Source organism: Acidovorax sp. FHTAMBA, from assembly GCF_038958875.1.
In the GTDB taxonomy this organism is placed as follows: domain Bacteria; phylum Pseudomonadota; class Gammaproteobacteria; order Burkholderiales; family Burkholderiaceae_C; genus Acidovorax.
On the sequence record NZ_CP152407.1, the window covers coordinates 593,338 to 613,539 of the forward strand.

21 protein-coding genes are annotated in these 20,202 nt (G+C 65.3%); 9 read left to right on the plus strand and 12 right to left on the minus strand.

The annotated features are described in order from the left end of the window. Positions 1-525 precede the first annotated feature (525 nt). Together AAFF19_RS02705 and AAFF19_RS02710 are read right to left on the minus strand one after the other, a co-directional pair. Complete coding sequence (locus tag AAFF19_RS02705) at positions 526-918, minus strand: hypothetical protein (RefSeq protein ID WP_182121032.1); 393 nt, start codon at positions 916-918, stop codon at positions 526-528. Positions 919-928: 10 nt separating this feature from the next. Beyond that, positions 929-1,618 (minus strand): hypothetical protein, encoded by a 690-nt coding sequence (locus AAFF19_RS02710; RefSeq protein ID WP_182121031.1) that lies wholly within the window; start codon positions 1,616-1,618, stop codon positions 929-931. 302 nt (positions 1,619-1,920) lie between these two features. Here AAFF19_RS02710 and AAFF19_RS02715 point away from each other — a divergent pair, with 302 nt between their 5' ends. From AAFF19_RS02715 to AAFF19_RS02725, 3 genes are read left to right on the plus strand one after another with little or no spacing between them, the layout of a single operon-like run. Next, positions 1,921-3,051, plus strand: a complete 1,131-nt coding sequence (locus AAFF19_RS02715) for a chemotaxis protein CheW (protein ID WP_342721260.1) — start codon at positions 1,921-1,923, stop codon at positions 3,049-3,051. A gap of 55 nt (positions 3,052-3,106) precedes the next feature. Then, entirely contained in the window at positions 3,107-3,604 is a 498-nt protein-coding gene (locus AAFF19_RS02720) for a GAF domain-containing protein (RefSeq protein WP_342721261.1), read from the plus strand. Beyond that, positions 3,601-3,984 carry a response regulator gene (locus AAFF19_RS02725; RefSeq protein WP_342721262.1) on the plus strand — a complete coding sequence of 128 codons (384 nt, stop codon included), beginning with the start codon at positions 3,601-3,603 and terminating at the stop codon, positions 3,982-3,984. Before AAFF19_RS02720 ends, AAFF19_RS02725 begins: the two co-directional genes overlap by 4 nt. Before the next feature lie 185 nt (positions 3,985-4,169). Here the strand turns inward: AAFF19_RS02725 and AAFF19_RS02730 are convergent, their stop codons facing one another. Genes AAFF19_RS02730 through AAFF19_RS02740 form a run of 3 tightly spaced genes read right to left on the minus strand, consistent with a single transcriptional unit; the run spans position 4,170 to position 6,892 of the window. Beyond that, complete coding sequence (locus AAFF19_RS02730) at positions 4,170-5,426, minus strand: GspE/PulE family protein (RefSeq protein WP_342721263.1); 1,257 nt, start codon at positions 5,424-5,426, stop codon at positions 4,170-4,172. Next, positions 5,374-6,075, minus strand: a complete 702-nt coding sequence (locus tag AAFF19_RS02735) for a hypothetical protein (protein ID WP_342721264.1) — start codon at positions 6,073-6,075, stop codon at positions 5,374-5,376. Before AAFF19_RS02735 ends, AAFF19_RS02730 begins: the two co-directional genes overlap by 53 nt. A 13-nt stretch (positions 6,076-6,088) precedes the next feature. Then, on the minus strand, positions 6,089-6,892 hold the full coding sequence (locus AAFF19_RS02740; protein WP_342721265.1) for an exodeoxyribonuclease III: 804 nt from the start codon (positions 6,890-6,892) through the stop codon (positions 6,089-6,091). Positions 6,893-6,902: 10 nt separating this feature from the next. Between AAFF19_RS02740 and pyrE the strand changes: the two genes are divergently transcribed. Beyond that, positions 6,903-7,604, plus strand: coding sequence for an orotate phosphoribosyltransferase (gene pyrE / locus AAFF19_RS02745; protein ID WP_342721266.1), 702 nt, complete (start codon positions 6,903-6,905; stop codon positions 7,602-7,604). Between the two features lie 3 nt (positions 7,605-7,607). After that, positions 7,608-8,312, plus strand: a complete 705-nt coding sequence (locus tag AAFF19_RS02750) for a DUF4124 domain-containing protein (protein ID WP_342721267.1) — start codon at positions 7,608-7,610, stop codon at positions 8,310-8,312. A gap of 84 nt (positions 8,313-8,396) precedes the next feature. Here AAFF19_RS02750 and gatB read toward each other — a convergent pair whose 3' ends face one another. From gatB to gatC, 3 genes are read right to left on the minus strand one after another with little or no spacing between them, the layout of a single operon-like run. Beyond that, entirely contained in the window at positions 8,397-9,845 is a 1,449-nt protein-coding gene (gene gatB / locus AAFF19_RS02755; RefSeq protein ID WP_342721268.1) for an Asp-tRNA(Asn)/Glu-tRNA(Gln) amidotransferase subunit GatB, read from the minus strand. Between the two features lies 1 nt (position 9,846). Further along, complete coding sequence (gatA, locus tag AAFF19_RS02760) at positions 9,847-11,340, minus strand: Asp-tRNA(Asn)/Glu-tRNA(Gln) amidotransferase subunit GatA (protein ID WP_342721269.1); 1,494 nt, start codon at positions 11,338-11,340, stop codon at positions 9,847-9,849. A gap of 12 nt (positions 11,341-11,352) precedes the next feature. Beyond that, entirely contained in the window at positions 11,353-11,652 is a 300-nt protein-coding gene (gene gatC / locus AAFF19_RS02765; protein WP_342721270.1) for an Asp-tRNA(Asn)/Glu-tRNA(Gln) amidotransferase subunit GatC, read from the minus strand. 217 nt (positions 11,653-11,869) lie between these two features. On the opposite strand from gatC, the gene AAFF19_RS02770 reads away from it, so the two are divergent. The 4 genes from AAFF19_RS02770 (at position 11,870) to mrdA (ending at position 16,616) form a co-directional block, all read left to right on the plus strand. After that, positions 11,870-12,913, plus strand: coding sequence for a rod shape-determining protein (locus AAFF19_RS02770; protein ID WP_008907364.1), 1,044 nt, complete (start codon positions 11,870-11,872; stop codon positions 12,911-12,913). Between the two features lie 132 nt (positions 12,914-13,045). Next, positions 13,046-13,969 carry a rod shape-determining protein MreC gene (gene mreC, locus AAFF19_RS02775; RefSeq protein ID WP_342721272.1) on the plus strand — a complete coding sequence of 308 codons (924 nt, stop codon included), beginning with the start codon at positions 13,046-13,048 and terminating at the stop codon, positions 13,967-13,969. Positions 13,970-14,069: 100 nt separating this feature from the next. Next, a complete protein-coding gene (gene mreD / locus AAFF19_RS02780; protein ID WP_182120939.1) occupies positions 14,070-14,588 on the plus strand; it encodes a rod shape-determining protein MreD in 519 nt (172 codons plus the stop codon). A gap of 87 nt (positions 14,589-14,675) precedes the next feature. Next, the gene (gene mrdA, locus AAFF19_RS02785; protein ID WP_342721273.1) at positions 14,676-16,616 is read left to right on the plus strand and encodes a penicillin-binding protein 2; all 1,941 of its coding nucleotides are present in this window, start codon (positions 14,676-14,678) and stop codon (positions 16,614-16,616) included. 82 nt (positions 16,617-16,698) lie between these two features. Here the strand turns inward: mrdA and AAFF19_RS02790 are convergent, their stop codons facing one another. The 4 genes from AAFF19_RS02790 to AAFF19_RS02805 all read right to left on the minus strand — a co-directional run bounded on the left by AAFF19_RS02790 (position 16,699) and on the right by AAFF19_RS02805 (position 20,115). Next, positions 16,699-17,592, minus strand: coding sequence for a DMT family transporter (locus AAFF19_RS02790; RefSeq protein ID WP_342721274.1), 894 nt, complete (start codon positions 17,590-17,592; stop codon positions 16,699-16,701). Between the two features lie 96 nt (positions 17,593-17,688). Next, complete coding sequence (locus AAFF19_RS02795) at positions 17,689-18,441, minus strand: amino acid ABC transporter ATP-binding protein (RefSeq protein WP_008905831.1); 753 nt, start codon at positions 18,439-18,441, stop codon at positions 17,689-17,691. After that, positions 18,438-19,220, minus strand: coding sequence for an amino acid ABC transporter permease (locus AAFF19_RS02800; protein ID WP_008905830.1), 783 nt, complete (start codon positions 19,218-19,220; stop codon positions 18,438-18,440). The genes AAFF19_RS02795 and AAFF19_RS02800 overlap by 4 nt, the downstream gene beginning before the upstream one ends. A gap of 130 nt (positions 19,221-19,350) precedes the next feature. Further along, entirely contained in the window at positions 19,351-20,115 is a 765-nt protein-coding gene (locus AAFF19_RS02805) for an ABC transporter substrate-binding protein (RefSeq protein WP_008905829.1), read from the minus strand. Between the last annotated feature and the right edge of the window lie 87 nt (positions 20,116-20,202).

Below are 20,202 nucleotides of genomic sequence, written 5' to 3' on the forward strand. Positions count from 1 at the left end.
GGTGGCCGGTAGTAGACCGGAGGCGGTGGCTGGTAATACACGGGCGGGGCATACACGGGCCCCGGCGCGTAATACGCCGGGCCTGGTGCGGCGTACACCACACCAGGAACATTGATGCCGACGGACCAGTTTGCGCCGGCATGGGCAGACGCACCCACGAAAAGAGCCCCAGCAGCGACTGCGGCGCACTTCAAGGTATTGGAAAGATTGAGGTTCACATCAAGCTCCACGAGGCGGTAAACAAAGTACCGCCTATATGAAACGCGCAGACCACCGTCCGCGTTCACCTCGAAAGCATGACGATGGTTGCCAAACGTAAAGAAAAATCTGCGCCGCAAAGCAACAGCGCGCCTGCGCCAGGTCTTCGGCGGCACAGGCTGCGGTGGTAAGCCTGTGCCTGGTAGGGCTGTCCGTGATTTTCCGACCAGGTGCAAGGGCTGTTGGGGAAGGTTGGTCGAAAGGCCGCAAATTCCTGGCTCGGACCCCTCCCGCGATCAGTGGCGTCACGGCTACCGCGCGATCCGCTCAGGGAAGGATAGTGATGCACCCTACGCTGCTGGCGGCTGTCAGCCGTCCTGCCGCGTCGTATCCCCGTACCTCATAACAATAGGTTCCGTTGATGAAGACCGAGGCGTCGATCAGGCTTGTGGTGTTGACCGTTGACAAAGCAAAGCCATCGCGCAGAACCTGGAACCTGGCGACATAGGGATCGTCGCTCCAGTCCAGCTGGATGGCCTGAGGCCCAACGCGTGTCAGGGCCAGCGTGAGCGGCGCAACGGCAGGCTGGACAGGGACGGCCACGCCGATGCCCACGGCCACGTCTCCGCCACCACCGCAAGCGGCGAGGCTTCCCAAAATAATAGATGCTGCCACGCTGCGCAGCACAAGGCTGCGCGTGAATACGGTCATGTACGACATCTGGTGCTCCTCAGGGTGCCGTAGCGGGACCGGCGGTCACCGACAGTTTGGATGAACTCAGGTACAGCTGCGGCTGCGACCCGCCAGCCGGTGGGCCGATGCGCAGTTCAAGAAAACGGTCGAAAGGACTCGCGGTGGGGAGGTTGGCGATCAACGTGGAAGGCGGCAAGCTATCGCGTGGCAGCACCCCGGCAGCACCTCGCAAGTCAGCCCCTTTCGGCTGCTGATTGACCTGGATCCAGGAAAGACGCAACAGGCCTGAAGGAATCAAGGCCGTGGTCGTCAGCTGTATCGACTCCCGGTTGGGGAAGCCACCACCACCGTCACTCACGACCAGTTGGGCCTGATCGATGGGCAGATCCATAGAGGTGTTGCCAATCACGAGGCGAAAGGCACGGATCGATCCAATATAGCGTCCTACAGAGGGGTCAGGGTCGGCGTCGCGGGTACTGTCGTCATACCGCACTGAAAACGACCAGTTGCCAGATGCAAGATCAGCGCGAGAAAAACCCAAATACGGGGGGAGGGCCGCGAGTTGTTCAGTCGACGGCGGCTTGAAGCTGCCGCTGCCTGAAAGCAGGATTTCGGCAGCGAAGCCGGTTCGCGGCATGGCGAAGCCCGCCGAGAAAACGGCAGCCGCACTGAATAGAAAAAGAGCCAACCGTGGGCGGCGCTTCGTTCGGGGTAGTTCGTGTTGCATACAGCCTTTTGCGTGAGACCCGATGGGGGCAAAGTCCCTGTTTAACGCTTGGCACGTGCATTCGCCGACTTCCGGCGCGCTGGATGTGTTACGGATCGTTTGGCCTTCGCATCTGGTTGCAGTCGGTTTGAGGTCCTAAGTGAGCAATGCCCTATAGACTCAAAAAAGGACTGCGACGCGGACATTTTTGTGCAGGAACCATAATTACATTTCATTGCTCAACAGCTGAGCCCGCCGCAGTGCTGGCTAGGCCTCTTGGGAATCCCCCGTGGGCAAGGTCAGTTGGCCGTTGCGCAGCGCCGGTGCTGGGCGTGAAGGCCGTGGCGGCGGCCGATATCCGGCGGGTGCACCACGCGCCCGATGACAACGAACTATTCGAGTCGGTGGTGCCCGCGACAGCCAGCGCGCCGACGCTGTGCATTCTGGAAGTGGCGCGGCTGATGCGACTGGGCCAGGCCTGGTGCGAGCAGGCACAGGTGGAGCCCGCCGAAGCAGCGGCCACGGGCGCACCGGCAGTCCCTGCACCGCACCAGGTGGGCACAACACAACGCCACGCCGTGTTCCGGATCGGTGTGGAGCAGTGGGCGGTGCCGGTAAGCGCCGTGGAGCGTGTGGTCCCCGTGCCCGCCACAGAACTGGCGCTGGGGCCCAAGGAGCGCACTTGGGCCATCGGCCAGTGGCAGGGCCGCAAGCTGCCGTTGGTGGACATCAGCGAGGGCCGCCAGGCCAGCGATCGCCAGTCCGCGCCGTGGATGGTGATGCTGGGCCAGGGGCCGCTGCTGCTGGGGCTGACGGTGTCGGAGTGCCAGCAGTTTGTGGATCTGCCGCAGGCTGCCGTGGCCAACATGCCAAGCGACCCCTTGCTGGCGGGCGTGGCGCTGCTGCCAGACAGCGCCGGGCTGCAGGTGCTGGATGTCGCCAAACTCTTTGGCCTGACGCCCGAGGCATCCATCAGCCGGCGTGCGCCGGCCCCGTTGCATGCGCCCGGCGGCGCGGTGCAACCCGACGCCACCGAGCCCTTGCCCTATCTGGTGTTCGATGCGGATCAACGCTATGCGTCCCCGGTCGATGGCATTGTGGGGGTGGTGGAACTGCCCGCCCAGGCCAGAGAAGACCTTCGTTCGGGGCGACCGGCCTTTCTGGCGTGGCGTGGCCAGACGGTTCGCCTCGTCAGCCTGCCCGCCATCGCCAGGTCGGAAGGACTCGCAGACCCGCAGCTGGCGGTTCTTGTCCAGGCGCCCGGCGGCACGACGGCGCCCTTGGGCATCGCCATCCACAGCCTGACGGACTGGCTGCCCGCCCACAGCGCGCGGCGCAGCGGCATGCGCATGGGCGCCATGGGTGAGTTCGGGCTGATCAATGCCAAAGGCGCGGTGGATCACGCCAACCTGGTGGTGGTCGACCTCGCCCAGATGGCGTACCTGCTGGGCTGAGCCCAGCGACCTGACCCCCACTCCCATCGCCGCACGATTTACCCCAGGATTCACCATGACACCCGCACCCGTACCCGCCGACGAGGCCGACCGACTGAATGCCCTGCGCGACCTGTTGCTGCTGGACACCCCGCCCGAAGAGCGCTATGACCGCCTCGCCCGATTTGTGGCCGAGCAACTGAACGTGCCGATTGCCCTGCTGACGCTGGTGGATGGGCAACGCCAGTGGTTCAAGTCGCGTGTGGGCCTGGAGGCAACAGAAACCCCCCGTGACATCTCCTTTTGCGGGCACGCGATCATGAAGAATGATCTGTTTGTCGTCGAGGACGCCAGCAGCGACCCCCGCTTTGCCGACAACCCCCTGGTGACGGGCGAGCCCCACATCCGGTTTTATGCCGGTGCCCCGCTCAGTGCCCCCAGCGGGCACCACATTGGCACGCTTTGCGTGATCGACACCGTGCCGCGCACCTTGGGGCCGGTGGAGCTGTCCATTCTGGATGCACTGCGCCGCTTGGCAAACGAGACCCTGGCCGGAAAAGAGGCCGACGAATGACCGCGCTGTTGCCCCGGATCTTGCTGGTTGAGCCGCAGTTTGTGTTGCGGCGCACCATCGTCATGGTCGCCCGTGATCTCGGCATGGTGGATTTTCATGAGGCCAGCAGCGTGGGCCGCGCCCGCACGCTGCTGGCAGCGCAGGCCTATGACGGCCTGGTGTTGGACCTTCACGAGGAGCAGCAGGCACTGGAGCTGCTCGGCGAGCTGCGGCTGGGCCGGTTCGCCACGGCGCGGGATGCCAGGGTTGTCGTGCTGGCGGCCGATGCGAAGCCCGACGCCGCCACGCGCGTGCAGGCCCTGGGGGCTACCTGCGTGCTCAACAAACCGGTGCGCATCAGCGATTTGCTCCACATGCTCGTGGCTGCACAGGCTTGTTGAACAGGGCTGGGGCGCGCTGCACCGCCGCTTGCGCAAGCATCCAGGGGCCGCCGGGGCACCGTTGCCGCCCGCGGCCCCGCTTGGGTGCTGCGCCGCAGGGATCATGTGTGCATGAAATGCTATAATTTATATAGCTATTAGCGCTTTATCCGTAAGGGCTAGAGGCGTATTTGGCACTAAACCGATCACAGATTGGTTGCGCCGATCACTTCGGGCATGTCGGTCAGGCCCTGCAGCACTTTTTCGATGCCGTCCTGCCGCAGGGTGAGCATGCCGGCCGCCAGCGCCGAGTGCCGGATGTCCGAGGCGGGGGCTCTGCGGCGGATGTGCTGGCGGATGGAATCGTCGCTGATCATCAGCTCATGGATGCCCAGCCGTCCGCGGTAACCGTGGTTCTCGCACTCCTTGCAACCTACCGCGCGCCACAGCTGCATGGCACCCGTGGCGTCGCCATGCTGTTTGCGCCAGCGTGCCACCTGCGCCGAGCGCGCCTCGGGCGTGTTGCTGGTGCCGCTGGCGAGGTATTGCGAGGCCAGATCGTTCAGGGCTTCCTCGTCGGCCAACCGGGGCTCGCGGCAGGCGGTGCACAGGCGCCGCACCAGGCGCTGGGCAAGAATGGCCAGCAGCGAGTCCGAGAAGTTGAACGGGTCCAGCCCGATTTCGAGCAGCCGCGCAATGCTCTCGGGTGCCGAATTGGTGTGCAGCGTGGACAGCACCAGGTGCCCCGTGAGCGAGGCTTCGATGGCGATGCGCGCAGTTTCCTCGTCGCGCATTTCACCGATCATGATGACGTCCGGGTCGGCCCGCAAAAAGGTGCGCATGGCGGCGGCAAAGGTCCAGCCGATGCGGGCGTTCACCTGCACCTGGCGCAGCCCGCTCTGGGTGATTTCGATAGGGTCTTCGGCCGTCCAGATCTTGCGCCCGGCAGTGTTGATGTCGCGGATGACCGAATGCAGCGAAGTCGTCTTGCCGCATCCCGTGGGGCCGACCACGAGCACCAGGCCGTAGCTCTTTTTCATCACACCGCGTATGGCCACCAGGTTGGCCGGGCTCAGGCCAATGGCTTCCAGCGGCAGGGGCTTGGCACCGGCCAGCAGGCGCAGCACCACGTCTTCGAGGCCGCGCGAGGTGGGCACGGTGACCACGCGCAGCTCGACGGGCGGGCCGCCGAAGCGCGAGAAATCGATCTTCCCGTCCTGCGGCTTGCGGTGCTCGGAGATGTCCATGTTGGCCATGATCTTGATGCGGGCCACCATGGCAAACCGAAAGCGCGCTGGCAGTTCGAGGTAGGGCGTCAGGTCGCCGTCGATGCGCAGGCGCACGCGCACATTCTGCGGGGCGGGCTCGGTTTCGATGTGGATGTCGGAGGCGCGGTGGTTGATGGCCTCGTCAATCACCGAGTTGATCAGGCGCACCAGGGTGTTGTCCGACTCGCTGATCACGTCGGCCTGCTCCGCATCGGCGTCGGGTGCGGCGGCGCTGAGGTTGCTCAGCAGCTCCTGCGAGGTGGCGCGCGCCTGTCGCAGCGGTGTCGCCCGGCTGGGTGCGGTAGGCCTTCTGGATGGCGGGCGCCAGCGTGCCGGGCGCGGCCTGCAAGGGGATCAGCCGCCTTTGCGTCAGAAAGCGGATCTCGTCGATCAGTACCCGGTCCCAGGGGTCGGCCATGAGTAGCACCAGCGCATCGTCGCGCGCGATCAGGGGCAGCACCGACTCGCGCTCGGCCACTGCGCGGGGGATGAGGGCGAGGGCCGACTCCTCGGGCGTGATGTCGCCCGGGTGCACGGTGTACTCGCCCAGCCACGTGGCAATGACGCTGCGCAACTGGTCTTGCGTGAGCGCACCGCGGTCCACCAGGATCTGACCGATGGGCCGCTGCACCCCATCGGCGCGCTCGCGCTGCTGCGCCTGCAGCCCATCCTGCAGCGCAGGAACCGACAGCAAACCCGCATGCACCATGGCCTCACCCAGGTGCCGCGCCTTGCCCACGGTGGGGTGCGGCGTAGACAGCTGCTTCCACAACGCGTCCGCACTCTGCGGGCGAAAGCTGTGGGCGGGTGCGGGGGCGGGCGCAGAGATGGCGGCGTCGGTCATGGGGCGGGCGGATTCACAGGCTCAATTCGTAGTCCACCGTGATGGGTGCGTGGTCCGAGAATTTTTCGCCTTTGTAAATGGATTCAGTGCGTGCCAGCGCCGCCATCGCCGGAGTGGCCAGGTGGTAGTCCAGACGCCAACCCACGTTGTTGGCATAGGCCTGCCCCCGGTTGCTCCACCATGTGTAGGCGGTGTCGGTCGCGGTGGGTTGTAACTGTCGGTAAACGTCTATGATGCCGCCGCCTTCATCAGTTGTGTGCAACAACTTTGTCATCCAGGCCCGCTCTTCGGGTAAAAAACCACTGTTTTTCTGGTTGCTGCGCCAGTTTTTGAGGTCGATTTGCTGGTGCGCAATGTTGATGTCGCCGCACAGGATGAAATCGCGCTCGGCCTTCAGGCGCATGAGGTGCGGATGCATCTCTGCCAGGAAGCGGAACTTGGCCTGCTGGCGTTCTTCGCCCGAGGAGCCACTGGGAAAGTACGCGCTGATGATCGACAGCCTGCGCACCGGCGTGTCAAAGCGCAGCTCCACATATCGGCCTTCTGTATCGAATTCTGCAGACCCATAGCCTATGACTACATCCGACGGCTCGTGGCGCGTGTAGATGCCCACACCGGAATAGCCCTTCTTCTGCGCAAAGTGGAAGTGGCCCTGCAGGCCCGCCATGCGCTCGAACCGGTTGGCCATGTCGGCCGCCTGGGCCTTCACTTCCTGCACACAAATACAATCCGGCCGCGTGGCTGCCATCCAGCTTTCCACGCCTTTGCTGGTGGCCGAGCGGATGCCATTGAGATTGAGGCTGGTTAACTTGAACAAGGATTTCCCCATGGTGGATGTTGGCGTGCAAACCCCCGAACAGGGCCAGCTGGCGCAGGATTTCGTCCGTTTTGCTGTGGAGTCGGGCGTGCTGCGGTTTGGCGAATTCAAGACCAAGGCAGGGCGCCTGAGCCCGTATTTTTTCAACGCCGGACTGTTTGACGATGGCCGCAAGATCGGGCGGCTCGCGGAATTCTATGCAAAAGCCCTGCTGGCCAGCGGCATCGAATTCGACATGGTGTTCGGCCCCGCCTACAAGGGAATCCCGCTGGCCGCCACCGTGGCCGTGGAGCTGGCGCGCCTGGGCCGCAACGTGCCCTTTGCCTACAACCGCAAGGAGGCCAAGGACCATGGTGAGGGCGGCACGCTGGTCGGTGCTCCGCTCAAGGGCCGGGTGCTCATCGTGGACGATGTGATGTCGGCCGGGACTGCGGCCCGCGAGTCCATCGCCATCATCCGCGCCGCGGGCGCGACGCCGCACGCGGTGGTCATTGCGCTGGACCGCCAGGAGAAAGCCACGGAGAATGGCCAGGACGTGGACCATAGCGCCGTGCAGTACGTGCGCAACCAGCTGGGCATGCAGGTGTGCGCCATTGCCAGGTTGGCAGACTTATTGCTGTATCTCTCGCAGAACGGGGAAGAGGGGATGCGCTCGCATCACGAAAAAGTGCTGGCCTATCGCCAGCGGTATGGTGTTAACGAAGGGCAATGATTTGTGAGCAAGTCGGCGTGGGTCACCGGTGGGTTGGTGTTGCTCCTCGTGGGCGCAGAGTTCGCTGCTGCGCAACCCCAGGGTGCGTCCGGCAGCATTTACACCTGCGTGGACCGCAACGGGCGCCGACTGACTGCCGACCGGCCCATTCCCGAATGCCTGGACCGCGAACAGCGCGAACTCAGCCCCTCGGGCACCACGCGCCGTCAGATTGGCCCATCGCTCACCGAGATTGAACGGACGGCCCTGGAGGCCCAGCGCCGCAAGGAGGCCGAAGAGCGTGCCCGCGTGGTCGAAGAGCGCCGCCGCGAACGTGTGCTGGTGGCGCGCTACCCCGACAAAGCCGCCCATGATGTCGAACGGGCGGCGGCCATTCAGCTGGTGGACGACGTTACGGCCACCGCAGAGAAGCGGATTGCCGAACTCCAGGCCGAGCGCAAGAAGCTGGACGTGGAAATGGAGTTCTACAAGAAGGACCCCAACAAGGCGCCCATGACCCTGCGCCGCAAGATGGCTGAAAACGAAGAAATTGTGGCCGAGCAGCAGCGCTTCATCGCGGGGCAGGACCAGGAAAAGCGCCGTGTGCACGCCCGTTTTGACACCGAGCTCGCCCAGCTGCGCAAGCTGTGGGATGCGCAGCGGTCACCCCCGGTGATTGCCACCACCCCCGCTAGCGAGACACCGGCGGCCCCTGCCGCTTCGCGCTAGTCAGACACGCGGCAGACGCACACACAACAAAGGGGCCCTGGGGCCCCTTTGTGCTGGCGGCGTGCGCCCTGGCAGCGTCCGGCTTCAGCCCGCGAGCATGGCGCGCAGAAGTTCGTTGACCTGCGTCGGATTGGCCTTGCCCTTGCTGGCCTTCATGATCTGGCCCACCAGCGCGTTGAAGGCCTTGTCCTTGCCCGCGCGGAACTGCGCCACGTTGTCGGGGTTGGCGGCAATCACCTCGTCGATGATCTTCTCCAGCGCGCCGGAGTCGTTCATCTGCTTGAGGCCCTTGGATTCGATGACGGCATCCACATCGTTCGATTCCCCGGTCCACAGCGCATCAAACACCTGCTTGGCAGCGTTGTTGGAGATCGTGCCGTCGGCAATGCGGCCGATCAATGCTGCCAGCTGAGTTGCCGTGACGGGGGCCTGCTCGATACCGGTCTCCGCCATGTTCAGGCGGCGAGACACTTCGCCCATGATCCAGTTGCTGGCCAGCTTGGGCTGGCCGCAGGCCTTGGCCGCCGCTTCAAAGTACGCCGCCATGGCCTTGCTCTGCGTGAGCGTGGTGGCGTCGTACTCGGGCAGGCCGTAGTCCGCCACAAACCGTGCCGCCATGGTGCGAGGCAATTCGGCCATTTGCGCCCGTTCTTCCTGCACCCACTGCTCTGAAATGTGTAGCGGAGGCAGGTCAGGGTCGGGGAAATAGCGGTAGTCCGCCGCATCTTCCTTGGTGCGCATCGCACGCGTTTCGCCCGTGTCCGGGTCGAACAGCACGGTGGCCTGCTGGATCGAGTGGCCGTCTTCGATCTGCTCGATCTGCCAGCGGATTTCGTAGTCGATGGCCTGCTGCATGAACTTGAACGAGTTCAGGTTCTTGATCTCGCGGCGCGTGCCCAGCGGCTGGCCGGGCTTGCGCACCGACACGTTGGCGTCGCAGCGGAAGCTGCCTTCCTGCATGTTGCCGTCGCAGATGCCGATCCAGGTGACGATCTTGTGCAGCTCTTTGGCGTAGGCCACGGCTTCGTCGGACGAGCGCATGTCGGGTTCGGTCACGATCTCCAGGAGCGGCGTCCCCGCGCGGTTCAGGTCGATGCCGCTCTGACCGATGAAGTCTTCATGCAGCGATTTGCCAGCGTCTTCTTCGAGGTGGGCGCGCACCAGGCGCACAGTCTTCTTCTCGTCACCCAGAAAGAACTCGACCTCGCCGCCCTGCACCACCGGGATCTCGAACTGGCTGATCTGGTAACCCTTGGGCAGGTCAGGGTAGAAGTAGTTCTTGCGCGCGAAAATGCTCACGGGCGCAATGTGGGAGCCGAGTGCCAGTCCCAATTTGATAGCGCAGGCCACGGCCTCGCGGTTCATCACCGGCAGGGTGCCCGGCAGGGCCAGGTCCACCGCGCAGGCCTGCGTGTTGGGCTCGGCGCCAAAGGCGGTGGGCGCGCGGCTGAAGATCTTGCTCTGGGTTGCGAGCTGGGTGTGGGTTTCGAAGCCGATGACGACTTCGTAGCCATGGATCAGTTTGGCGGTCATGTCAGAAGCCCTCCGGACGGCGGAGGTGGAAATCGGTGGCTTGCTGCAGGCGGTGCGCAGCGTTCAGAAGGCGGGCTTCCTGGAAGTAGTTGCCCAGCAGCTGCAGGCCCACTGGCAAACCGCCTTCGCCAAAGCCCGCCGGAACGCTCATGCCGGGCAGACCGGCCAGCGAGCCGGGCAGGGTGAAGATGTCGGCCAGGTAGTCGGCCAGCGGGTCGTTGCCGTGGTCGCCCAGCTTCCAGGCCACCGTGGGGGCCACGGGGCCGGCGATGACATCGCATTCCTTGAAGGCATTCTGGAAGTCGTCAGCGATCATGCGGCGGATCTTCTGCGCCTGCAGGTAGTAGGCGTCGTAGTAGCCGTGGCTCAGCACATAGGCGCCGATCATGATGCGGCGCTTGACCTCGTCGCCAAAACCTTCGGCGCGGGTCTTCTTGTACATGTCTACCAGATCGGTGTAGTCCTTGGCGCGGTGGCCGAACTTCACGCCGTCGAAGCGGGAGAGGTTGGACGACGCCTCGGCCGGGGCAATGATGTAGTAGACCGGAATGGACAGCTGCGTGCGCGGCAGGCTGATGGGCACGAGCTTGGCGCCGAGCTTCTCGTATTCCTTCAGGGCACCATCTACGGCGGCGCGCACATCGGGCGCCAGGCCTTCGCCAAAGAACTCGGCGGGGATGCCGATGCGCAGGCCATCGATGCTGTCATTGAGCTTGGCGCTGAAGTTCTCGGCGGGCACGTCGAGCGACGTGGAGTCGCGGTCCGGGTCGGGGCCGCACATGGCGGACAGCAGCAGCGCGCAGTCTTCGGCCGAGCGCGCCATGGGGCCGGCCTGGTCGAGGCTGGAGGCAAACGCGATCATGCCGTAGCGGCTGGCGCGGCCATAGGTGGGCTTGATGCCGGTAATGCCGCAGAACGACGCGGGCTGGCGGATGGACCCGCCGGTGTCGGTGCCGGTGACGGCCGGGGCCAGGCGCGCGGCCACGGCCACGGCGCTGCCGCCGGACGAGCCGCCCGGGATGCGGTCGGTGGCCCAGGGGTTGCGCACCGGGGCGGGGGCGTCAAAGCCCACGGGGGCGACGGCGGAGTTCTCGTTGGCCGAGCCCATGGCGAACTCATCGCAGTTGAGCTTGCCTAAAGTGACGGCGCCCGCGTCGGCCAGCTTGGTGACCACGGTGGCGTCAAACGGCGACTGGTAGCCTGCGAGCATCTTGGAGCCGGCGGTGCTGGGGAAATCCTTGGTGACAAAGATGTCCTTGTGCGCAATCGGCACGCCCGCCAGCGGGCCGGCGGTGCCTGCGGCGATGGCGGCGTCCTGCGCGCGGGCCTGGGCCAGGGTGATGTCCGGGTTCACAGCCACGTAGGCGCCCAGGTTCTGGTGGGACTGTGCGCGGGCGAGGAAATGCTGGGCGGCCTCGACGGCCGAGACGCGGCGTTCGCGCAGCTCGGTGGCCAGCTGGGCCACGCCCAGGTCATGCAATGCGGTGGAAGTCATGCGGCGGGGCTCTTACTCGATCACTTTGGGCACGAGGAACAGGCCTCGTTCGACGGCGGGGGCGCTTTGCTGGTTGGCTTCGCGCTGGTTGGGCTCGCTGGCCACGTCCTCGCGCAGCCGCAGGGCCACGTCCTGGATAGCCGCGACGGGGTGGGCCAGGGGTGTGACGCCCGAGGTATCCACAGCCCGCATCTGTTCCACGATGTCAAAGAAACCATTGAGCTGCGTGTGCATGCGCTCACTTTCGGGAGGTGTCAGCTCAAGCCGTGCCAAATTGGCGATCCGGCCGATGTCCTGGGGGGTCAGTGCCATAGGGAGGAAAATTGAAGGAAACCAGAAGTAAAGCTGTGCCGCGGGCCGCGCCGCGGGAAGTTATTCACAGGGGATGGGGTATTATCCCGGCTTTGCCGCAATAGCCTCTTTTCTGCCGGTCATTGTGCGAAAAAAGTGATTTTTGCCCCCCCACCACTCCCTGACACACCCGGCGATGGCAGGCCGACGTGCATGCCGTGCCTGAGAGGATTCTTGAATGTTCGGAGCTTTCCGTCGGTATTTCTCCACCGACCTGGCCATTGACCTTGGCACAGCCAACACCCTCATCTTCGCCCGCGACAAAGGCATCGTCCTCGACGAACCCTCGGTAGTCGCCATCCGCCACGAGGGCGGCCCCCACGGCAAGAAAGTAATCCAGGCCGTAGGCCACGAGGCCAAGGCCATGCTGGGCAAGGTGCCCGGCAACATCGAAGCCATCCGCCCGATGAAGGACGGCGTGATCGCCGACTTCGTGATCACCGAGCAGATGATCAAGCAGTTCATCAAGATGGTGCACCCGCGCACGCTGTTCACCCCCAGCCCGCGCATCATCATCTGCGTGCCCTGCGGCTCCACCCAGGTCGAGCGCCGCGCCATCAAGGATGCGGCCGAAGCGGCGGGCGCCACGGCGGTGTACCTCATTGAAGAACCCATGGCAGCCGGCATCGGCGCTGGCCTGCCTGTTTCCGAAGCGTCCGGCTCCATGGTGGTGGACATCGGCGGCGGCACCACCGAAGTCGGCGTGATCTCGCTGGGCGGCATGGTATACAAGGGCAGCGTGCGTGTGGGTGGCGACAAATTCGACGAAGCCATCATCAGCTACATCCGCCGCAACTACGGCATGCTGATCGGCGAGCCCACCGCCGAAGCCATCAAGAAGAACATCGGCTCGGCCTTCCCCGGCTCCGAAGTGCGCGAAATGGAAGTCAAGGGCCGCAACCTGTCCGAGGGCGTGCCACGCAGCTTCACCATCTCCAGCAATGAAGTGCTGGAAGCCCTGACGGACCCGCTCAACCAGATCGTCTCGGCCGTGAAGAACGCGCTGGAACAAACCCCCCCCGAGCTGGGCGCCGACATTGCTGACCGCGGCATGATGCTCACTGGCGGCGGCGCGCTGCTGCGCGACCTGGACCGCCTGCTGGCCGAAGAAACCGGCCTGCCTGTGCTGGTGGCCGAAGACCCGCTGACCTGCGTGGTGCGCGGCTGCGGCATCGCCCTGGAGCGCATGGACCGCCTGGGCAGCATTTTCACGAGCGAGTAAGTCGGCAGGCCTGTATGCTGCAGGCACTTTTTTTGCGCTCTGAATTGCATGACTGCACCTGCTCCAATGCCTGTTTCTGAGCACCCGCCCGTGGAGCCCGCTCCCCGCGGCAGATCCTGACCGCTGCGCACCATGCCCCTGGGTACTCTGGAGCGCAGCGCTCCCCCTTTCTTCAAACAGGGCCCTTCGGCCCTTTCGCGTCTGGCCGTCTACAGCGCCCTGGCGGTTTTTCTCATGGTGGCCGATGCGCGGTTCCAGATCACCGACCCTTTCCGTCAGGTGGTGGGAACGGTGCTGTACCCCGTGCAGTGGCTGATGCTCAAGCCCGTGGAGCTGGCCCACCACGGCGCCGGGTATTTCCAGTCGCTGCAGGTGGCGCAGCAAGAGCTGGACGCGGCGCGCAAGAGCATGACCACGATGGGCCAGCGCGCCCACCAGGCGGAACAGCTGGCCCTCGAAAACGGGCGGCTGCGCCAGCTGCTTGCGCTGCGCGACCGCCTGGACACCCCCGCGCAGGCTGCCGAGGTGATCTATGACACCGCCGACCCCTACACGCGCCGCGTGGTGATAGACCGGGGCCAGATCGGCGGCGTGGTGCCGGGCTCGCCGGTGATGGACGAGGCGGGCGTGCTGGGCCAGGTCACACGGGTGTTTCCGCTGGTGAGCGAAGTCACCCTGGTGGTGGATCGCGACCAGGCCATTCCGGTACTGAATGTGCGCACGGGTGCGCGCGGCGTGGCGTATGGGGATCCGGTGGCCGGCCATGACGGTGGCATGGAGCTGCGATTCATGCCCGCCAATGCAGATGTGCGCGAAGGCGACCTGCTGACCACCAGTGGCGTCGACGGGCTGTACCCCTCGGGCCTGCCTGTGGCCCGTGTGGTGCGGGTAGAGCGCCGTGCAGACTCTGCCTTCGCCCGCGTCTATTGCATGCCACTGGCGCAGGTGCAGGGTGTGCGCCATGTGGTGGTGCTGCAGCCGCTGGCCGAAAACTCGCTGCCGCGGCCCGAGCCTGAACATCCCGCCCCAGCCAAGCGGGGAGGGCGCAAGGGATGAGTGCGGTTGCGTCGATGCCCTGGGCGCTGCCGGGCGCTACATTGTCCGCGCGCACTGGCTGTGCGAGTGGCCCGGTCACCCGGTCGGCAGGAGGTGCGCCATGATCATGCCGCGCGGCGAACCGTTGTTGCTGCCGGTCAATCCGGTGTTCATTGCCGCCAGCCTGGCGGCGGGCCTGGCGATCAACATGCTCCCGCTGGGCCGCATTGTCTGGGCACCCGATGTCCTGATGCTGCTGCTGGTGTTCTGGGGCGTTCACCAGCCATCGCGCATTGGCATGGGCGTGGCGTTCTTCCTGGGGCTGTGCATGGACGTGAGCCAGTCTGCCCTGCTGGGCCAGCATGCGTTGTCCTATACCGTGCTGTCGTTTGGCGCCATTGCCATTCATCGCCGGCTGCTATGGTTCAGCGTGCCTTCGCAGGCGCTGCAGGTGCTTCCCCTGTTTGTGCTGGCGCACGCCGTGGAGCTCTTGCTGCGGATGGTGGCCGGGGGCATATTTCCGGGGCTGTGGAGTTTTTTGGCGCCGGTGCTGGAGGCACTGCTCTGGCCGCTGGCCAGCTGGGTGCTGCTGGCACCGCAGCGCCGGCCGCCCGACAGCGATCAGAATCGGCCCTTGTAGCAGCATGCCTGACGTGGTTTACCTGCCCATCAACCTGGCCTCGCCGAGTGCGGCGTGCTGCGGGCGTGTCTGCCCCTGGGGCGTGGCATGACTGAAGTGCGCAGCAGCGAGGCTGACGTCTCGCGCTTTCGGACCCGGGCGCTGGTCATCGGCGCTGTGGTGTTTTTTGCTTTTTGCCTGGTCGCCGCCCGCCTGGTGTTCCTGCAGGTGGTGCGGCACGATGACCTTGCCGCGCAGGCCGAAAGCAACCGCACGGCGGTGGTGCCCATCGTGCCCAACCGTGGGCTCATCCTGGACCGCAATGGCGTGGTGCTGGCGACCAACTATTCGGCCTACACGCTGGAGATCACACCCTCGCGCGTGCGCGACCTGGACGACACCATCGATGCGCTGGCCAGCGTCGTGGAGATCCAGACCCGCGACCGACGCCGCTTCAAGCGCCTCATGGAGGAGTCGCGCAATTTTGAATCCCTGCCCATCCGCACCCGCCTGACCGATGAAGAGGTGGCGCGGTTTACCGCGCAGCGCTACCGGTTTCCAGGGGTGGATATCAAGGCGCGGCTGTTTCGCAATTACCCGCTGGGGGACGTGGGCGCGCACGCCATTGGCTACATCGGCCGCATCAACCAGGCCGAGAAGGCGCGTATCCAGGACTCGGAGGACGAAGCCAACTACCGCGGCACCGAGCACATCGGCAAGCTGGGCATCGAGCAGAGTTTTGAAGCCGCACTGCACGGCACCACGGGCGTGGAGCAGATGGAGACCTCCGCCGGGGGGCGCGCGGTGCGCAAGCTGTCCAGCCACGCCGCCACGCCGGGCGACAGCGTGATGCTGTCCATCGACATCAAGCTGCAAAAGCTCATTGAAGAGCTGTACGGCAACCGGCGGGGCGCGCTGGTGGCCATTGATCCGCGCAACGGCGAGGTGCTGGCGCTGGTCAGCATGCCCACGTTCGACCCCAACCTTTTCGTGGAGGGGATCGACGTCGAGAACTGGACGGCGCTCAACGAGTCGATCGACAAGCCGCTGCTCAACCGGGCCTTGCGCGGCGCCTACCCGCCGGGCTCCACCTACAAGCCCTTCATGGCGCTGGCTGCGCTGGAGCTGGGCAAGCGCTCGGCCAGCCAGGTGGTCAACGATCCGGGGTACTACACCTTTGGCGGGAACATCTTCCGCAGCCACGAAGGGGGGCTGGGCGGGGTGGACATGCACCGTGCCATCCAGTTCTCCAGCAACACGTACTTCTATTCGCTGGCCGTGGAAATGGGGGTGGATGCCATCCATGACTTCATGGCGCCGCTGGGCTTCGGGCAGATCACCGGAATTGACCTGAACGGCGAGCTGCGCGGCACCTTGCCCAGCACCAGCTGGAAGCGCAACGCCTACAAGCGCCCGGACATGAAGCGCTGGTTCCCTGGCGAAACCGTGTCGCTGGGCATTGGCCAGGGCTACAACAACTTCACCATGCTGCAGCTGGCGCTGGCGCAGGCCACCATGGTCAATGGCGGTATCCGCCACCGGCCGCACCTGGCCAAGGCGGTGAAGAACGCGGTCACCGGGGCCATCACCGAGATCGAGCAGCCGCCGGGCGAGAACCTGGGCTACGACCCGCGCAACGTGCAGATCGTGCGCGATGCCATGGTGGCGGTGAACAAGGGCGGCACGGGCACCCGCGTGTTTGCAGGTGCTCCCTACACCGCCGGGGGCAAAACGGGCACGGCGCAGGCCGTGAGCCTGGGGCGCAACGTGAAGTACAACGCCAAGGCCATGGAAGAGCACCAGCGTGACCACTCGCTGTACGCGGCGTTCGCACCGGCAGAAGCCCCCACGATCGCGTTGGCGCTCATCGTGGAGAACGCCGGGTTTGGCTCAGCGCACGCGGCGCCGATCGCGCGGCGGGTGTTTGACTACTGGTTGACGGGCGTCTACCCCAGCGAGGAAGACATTGCGGCCGTGCAGAAGGGCCAGGCATCGGCGCCGATCGGCAAACCGCGCAACGTGGCCGATATCCCTGTCATAGCGCCTTGATGCTGCAAAAAAGATAGCTGCTAGCGCATGCTGGATAAGCGCTGGTGGCCTTTTTTATGCATATTTTGGGGTGAAGATGCTTTCAGCCTGCCGCAGCGCTCGCCCTGGCCGGTGGCTGTAGCTGGCTGAACACCAGCGCCGCCACAATCAGCCCCGCGCCGGAGAACCCCGCCCAGCCCAGCCGTTCGCCCAGCAAGGCCCAGGCGGTCAGCGCGGCGAACACCGGCTCCAGCCCGAACACGATGGCGCTGCGCATGGCATCCACACGCTGCTGGCCCCAGGCCTGCAGCGTCACCACCACCACGCTGGCCAGCAGGCCCAGGTACAGCAGGGCCAGCAAGGCATCGGTGGGCAGGTGGGGGGCGGCGCGCACCCAGTCCATGCCGCCGCCCTGCACCAGCAGCATGGCAGTGGAGGCCAGTGCCATCACCGTGGCCTGCGCGGCGGCCATGCGCGTGGCCCGCAGCGGCTGTGCGGCCGTGCGGCGCGCGCATTCCTCGAGCGCCAGGATGTACAGCGCGTAGAACACGGTGCTGGCCAGCGTCAGCGTATCGCCCAGGTTCCAGGGCTCGTTCTCGTGGAACATCAGTGCCATGCCCGCCAGTGCCATCACGCAGGCAGCCCACAGCCGCCAGCCATAGCGCCGTCCCAGGAAGGCCATGGCGATCAGCGGCACCACCAGCACGTTGAGCCCGGTGACAAACGCATTGCGGTTGCTGCTGGTGCGTGCCAGGCCCTCGATCTGCAGCCAGAACGCCAGGAACAGCAGCAGCCCCAGCGCACAGCCCCACAGCCGCTCGTGCCGCCGCATACCGAGCCACAGCGGTGCCAGCACCACCAGCGCAATTACAAAGCGCAGCCAGATGATCTGCAGTGCATCGAGGTGCGCCGAGAGCAGTTTCATCGCCGGGAAGGTGGTGCCCCACACCACGGTGACGGCCAGCAGGGCCATCAGGCCCCAGCGTTCAGTACGCATCGGAAGAACTTCCCAGAATCCAAAAACCAAAAAGAAAAAGGGCCGCCGGTTGCCCGGCGGCCTCTGCGTTGCAGTGCAGTCCGCTGCGGGCGGTGTTCAGTGGCTGACCTGGCCCAGGAACGCGCGGATGCGGTCGTTGGCCGGGTTGCCAAAGAACTCCTGCGGCGGCGCGTCGTGCGCGATGCGGCCCTGGTCGAAGAACATCACGCGGTCGGCGACCTCGCGCGCAAAGCCCATCTCGTGGGTGACCACGATCATGGTCATGCCACCACGGGCCAGGCCCCGCATCACGTCCAGCACTTCCTTGACCATCTCGGGGTCGAGTGCCGATGTGGGCTCGTCAAACAGCATCACCTTCGGCGCCATGGCCAGTGCGCGTGCAATGGCCACCCGCTGCTGCTGCCCGCCCGACAGCTGCCATGGGTACTTGTGCGCGTGGTCCTGCATGCCCACGCGGCGCAGCAGCTGCATGGCTTCATCATTGGCCTGCGTGCGCGGCGTGTGACGGATGCGGCGGGGTGCCAGCGTCACGTTGTCCAGCACGCTCATGTGGCCGAACAGGTTGAACTGCTGGAACACCATGCCCACTTCGCAGCGCTGGCGCTGCAGCGTGGCAAGGTCGTCGCACACCTCCACGCCATCGATGGTGATGCGCCCGCTGTCGTGCGGCTCCAGGCGGTTGATGGCGCGCAGCAGCGTGCTCTTGCCCGAGCCTGAGGCGCCGATGATCACCGTCACCTCGCCGGTGTGGAACACGGTGGAGACGTCCTTGAGCACCTGGTGCGCGCCAAACGACTTGCACACCCGCTCGGCCACGATGTAGGGCTTGGGCTGGTTGGTTGCCATCATAGGTTGCGACCCTCCACGTCAAAGCGGTACTCGACGGCGTTGGAGATCTGCGTGACCAGCGTGGTCAGCAGCAGGTAGGTGATGGCCACGGTGGTCAGCGTGGCAATGGGCTGGAAGGTGGCCGACTGGATGCGGTTGCCCACGTTGGTGAGCTCCACCACGCCGATGGCATAGGCCAGCGACGAATCCTTGAGCAGCGCCACAAAGTTGCTCACCAGCGGCGGCAGCGAAATCTTGAACGCCTGCGGAAACACCACGTCCAGAAACACGTGCATGCGGCCCAGGCCCAGCGCCTTGGCCGCCTCGGTCTGCCCGCGCGGCACGGCCAGCAGGCCGGCGCGCAGCGCCTCGGCGTTGTAGGCACCCACGTTCAGCCCCAGCGCCACCACTGCAGCGGCAAAGTCGGGCAGGTTCAGCCCCGGCACCAGCACCGGCAGGGCAAAGTACACAAACAGGATCTGCACCAAGAGCGGCGTGCCGCGGATGGCCCAGATGTAGATGCTGGCCACCCAGCGCAACACCGCCCAGCGGGCGGTGCGGGCCAGGGCCGCTGCCGTGCCCAGCACCAGCCCCACAGTGCCGCTGACCAGCGTGAGCCACAGCGTGGTGCGCGCACCTTCAGAGAACGCCTGGGCGTTGGGGCCAATCGGGTCCGGGAAGAACGACAGCACATGGCCCAGCAGCGAGAGGGCCAGCACCATCAGCACCAGCGCAGCGACCAGCGTGGCATTGCTGCGCTGTTGTCGGGACCAGCCTTGTGGCCAAAGAGCGAGAAGCATGGATCAGACGACCGGGAGGTCTTGGTTGGAAAGCGGGGTCAGCAGCCGCGGCGTGGCGCCTGCCGCCAAAACACCAAAGGGTGCGCAGCAGGCCCCTGGCCCGCTGCGCACCCCGGATGGTGTCGTGGGGTCAGTTGCAGCGTACGTCTTCGTTGAAGTACTTCTTGGAAACCGTGGTGTAGCTGCCATCGGCCAGCACTTCGGCAAATGCCTTGTTCCAGGCTTCTGCCAGGCCCGTGTTGCCCTTGGCCATCGCCGGGGCAATGCGCTCGACGAACAGCATGTCGCCCAGCTTGAAGCCGGCCTTGGTGTTCTTGGCGGCGGCTTCCTTGGCCACGAACTTGTCGCTCACCCAGGCGTCCACGCGCTTGGAGATCAGGGCGCGCTGGGCGTCGGTGTCCTGCGGAAAGTTCTTCACTTCCTTCACGCCGCTGACCTTCTTGACCTGCTCCAGGTAGCTGGTGCCGGTTTGCACAGCCACCACCTTGCCGGTCAGGTCCTTGGCGTTGCGGATTTTTTCATCCATGGCCACGATGATGCCGCCCGAGCAGTAGTGGGGGTTGGCGAACGTGACGGCCTTGGAGCGCTCGTCGGTCACGCCGTGCGAGGCGATCACGGCGTCCCAGCGGCTCTGGCCCAGGCCGGTCAGCAGGGCGTCAAAGCCCAGCGTCTTCCATTCGAGCTTCAGGCCCATCTTCTTGACCACCAGCTCGGCCACTTCCACCTCGAAACCCGTCAGCTTGGTGCCTTCGAAGTAGTTGAACGGGGCAAACTGGCCTTCGGTGGCCACAATGATCTTGCCGTCCTTCTTGATCTCGTCCAGCGTGCGGGCCTGGACGGCGAGGGCAGCGCACAGCGCCACGGCGGTGACAACGGCAGACTTGAAAAACTTCATGACAGGTTCCTGTGGGGGTGGTTCAGGTACAAAAAATCCGGCATGCGGGTAGGCAAGCCGGAGCGGGTGAATGCAGGCATCGCCAAC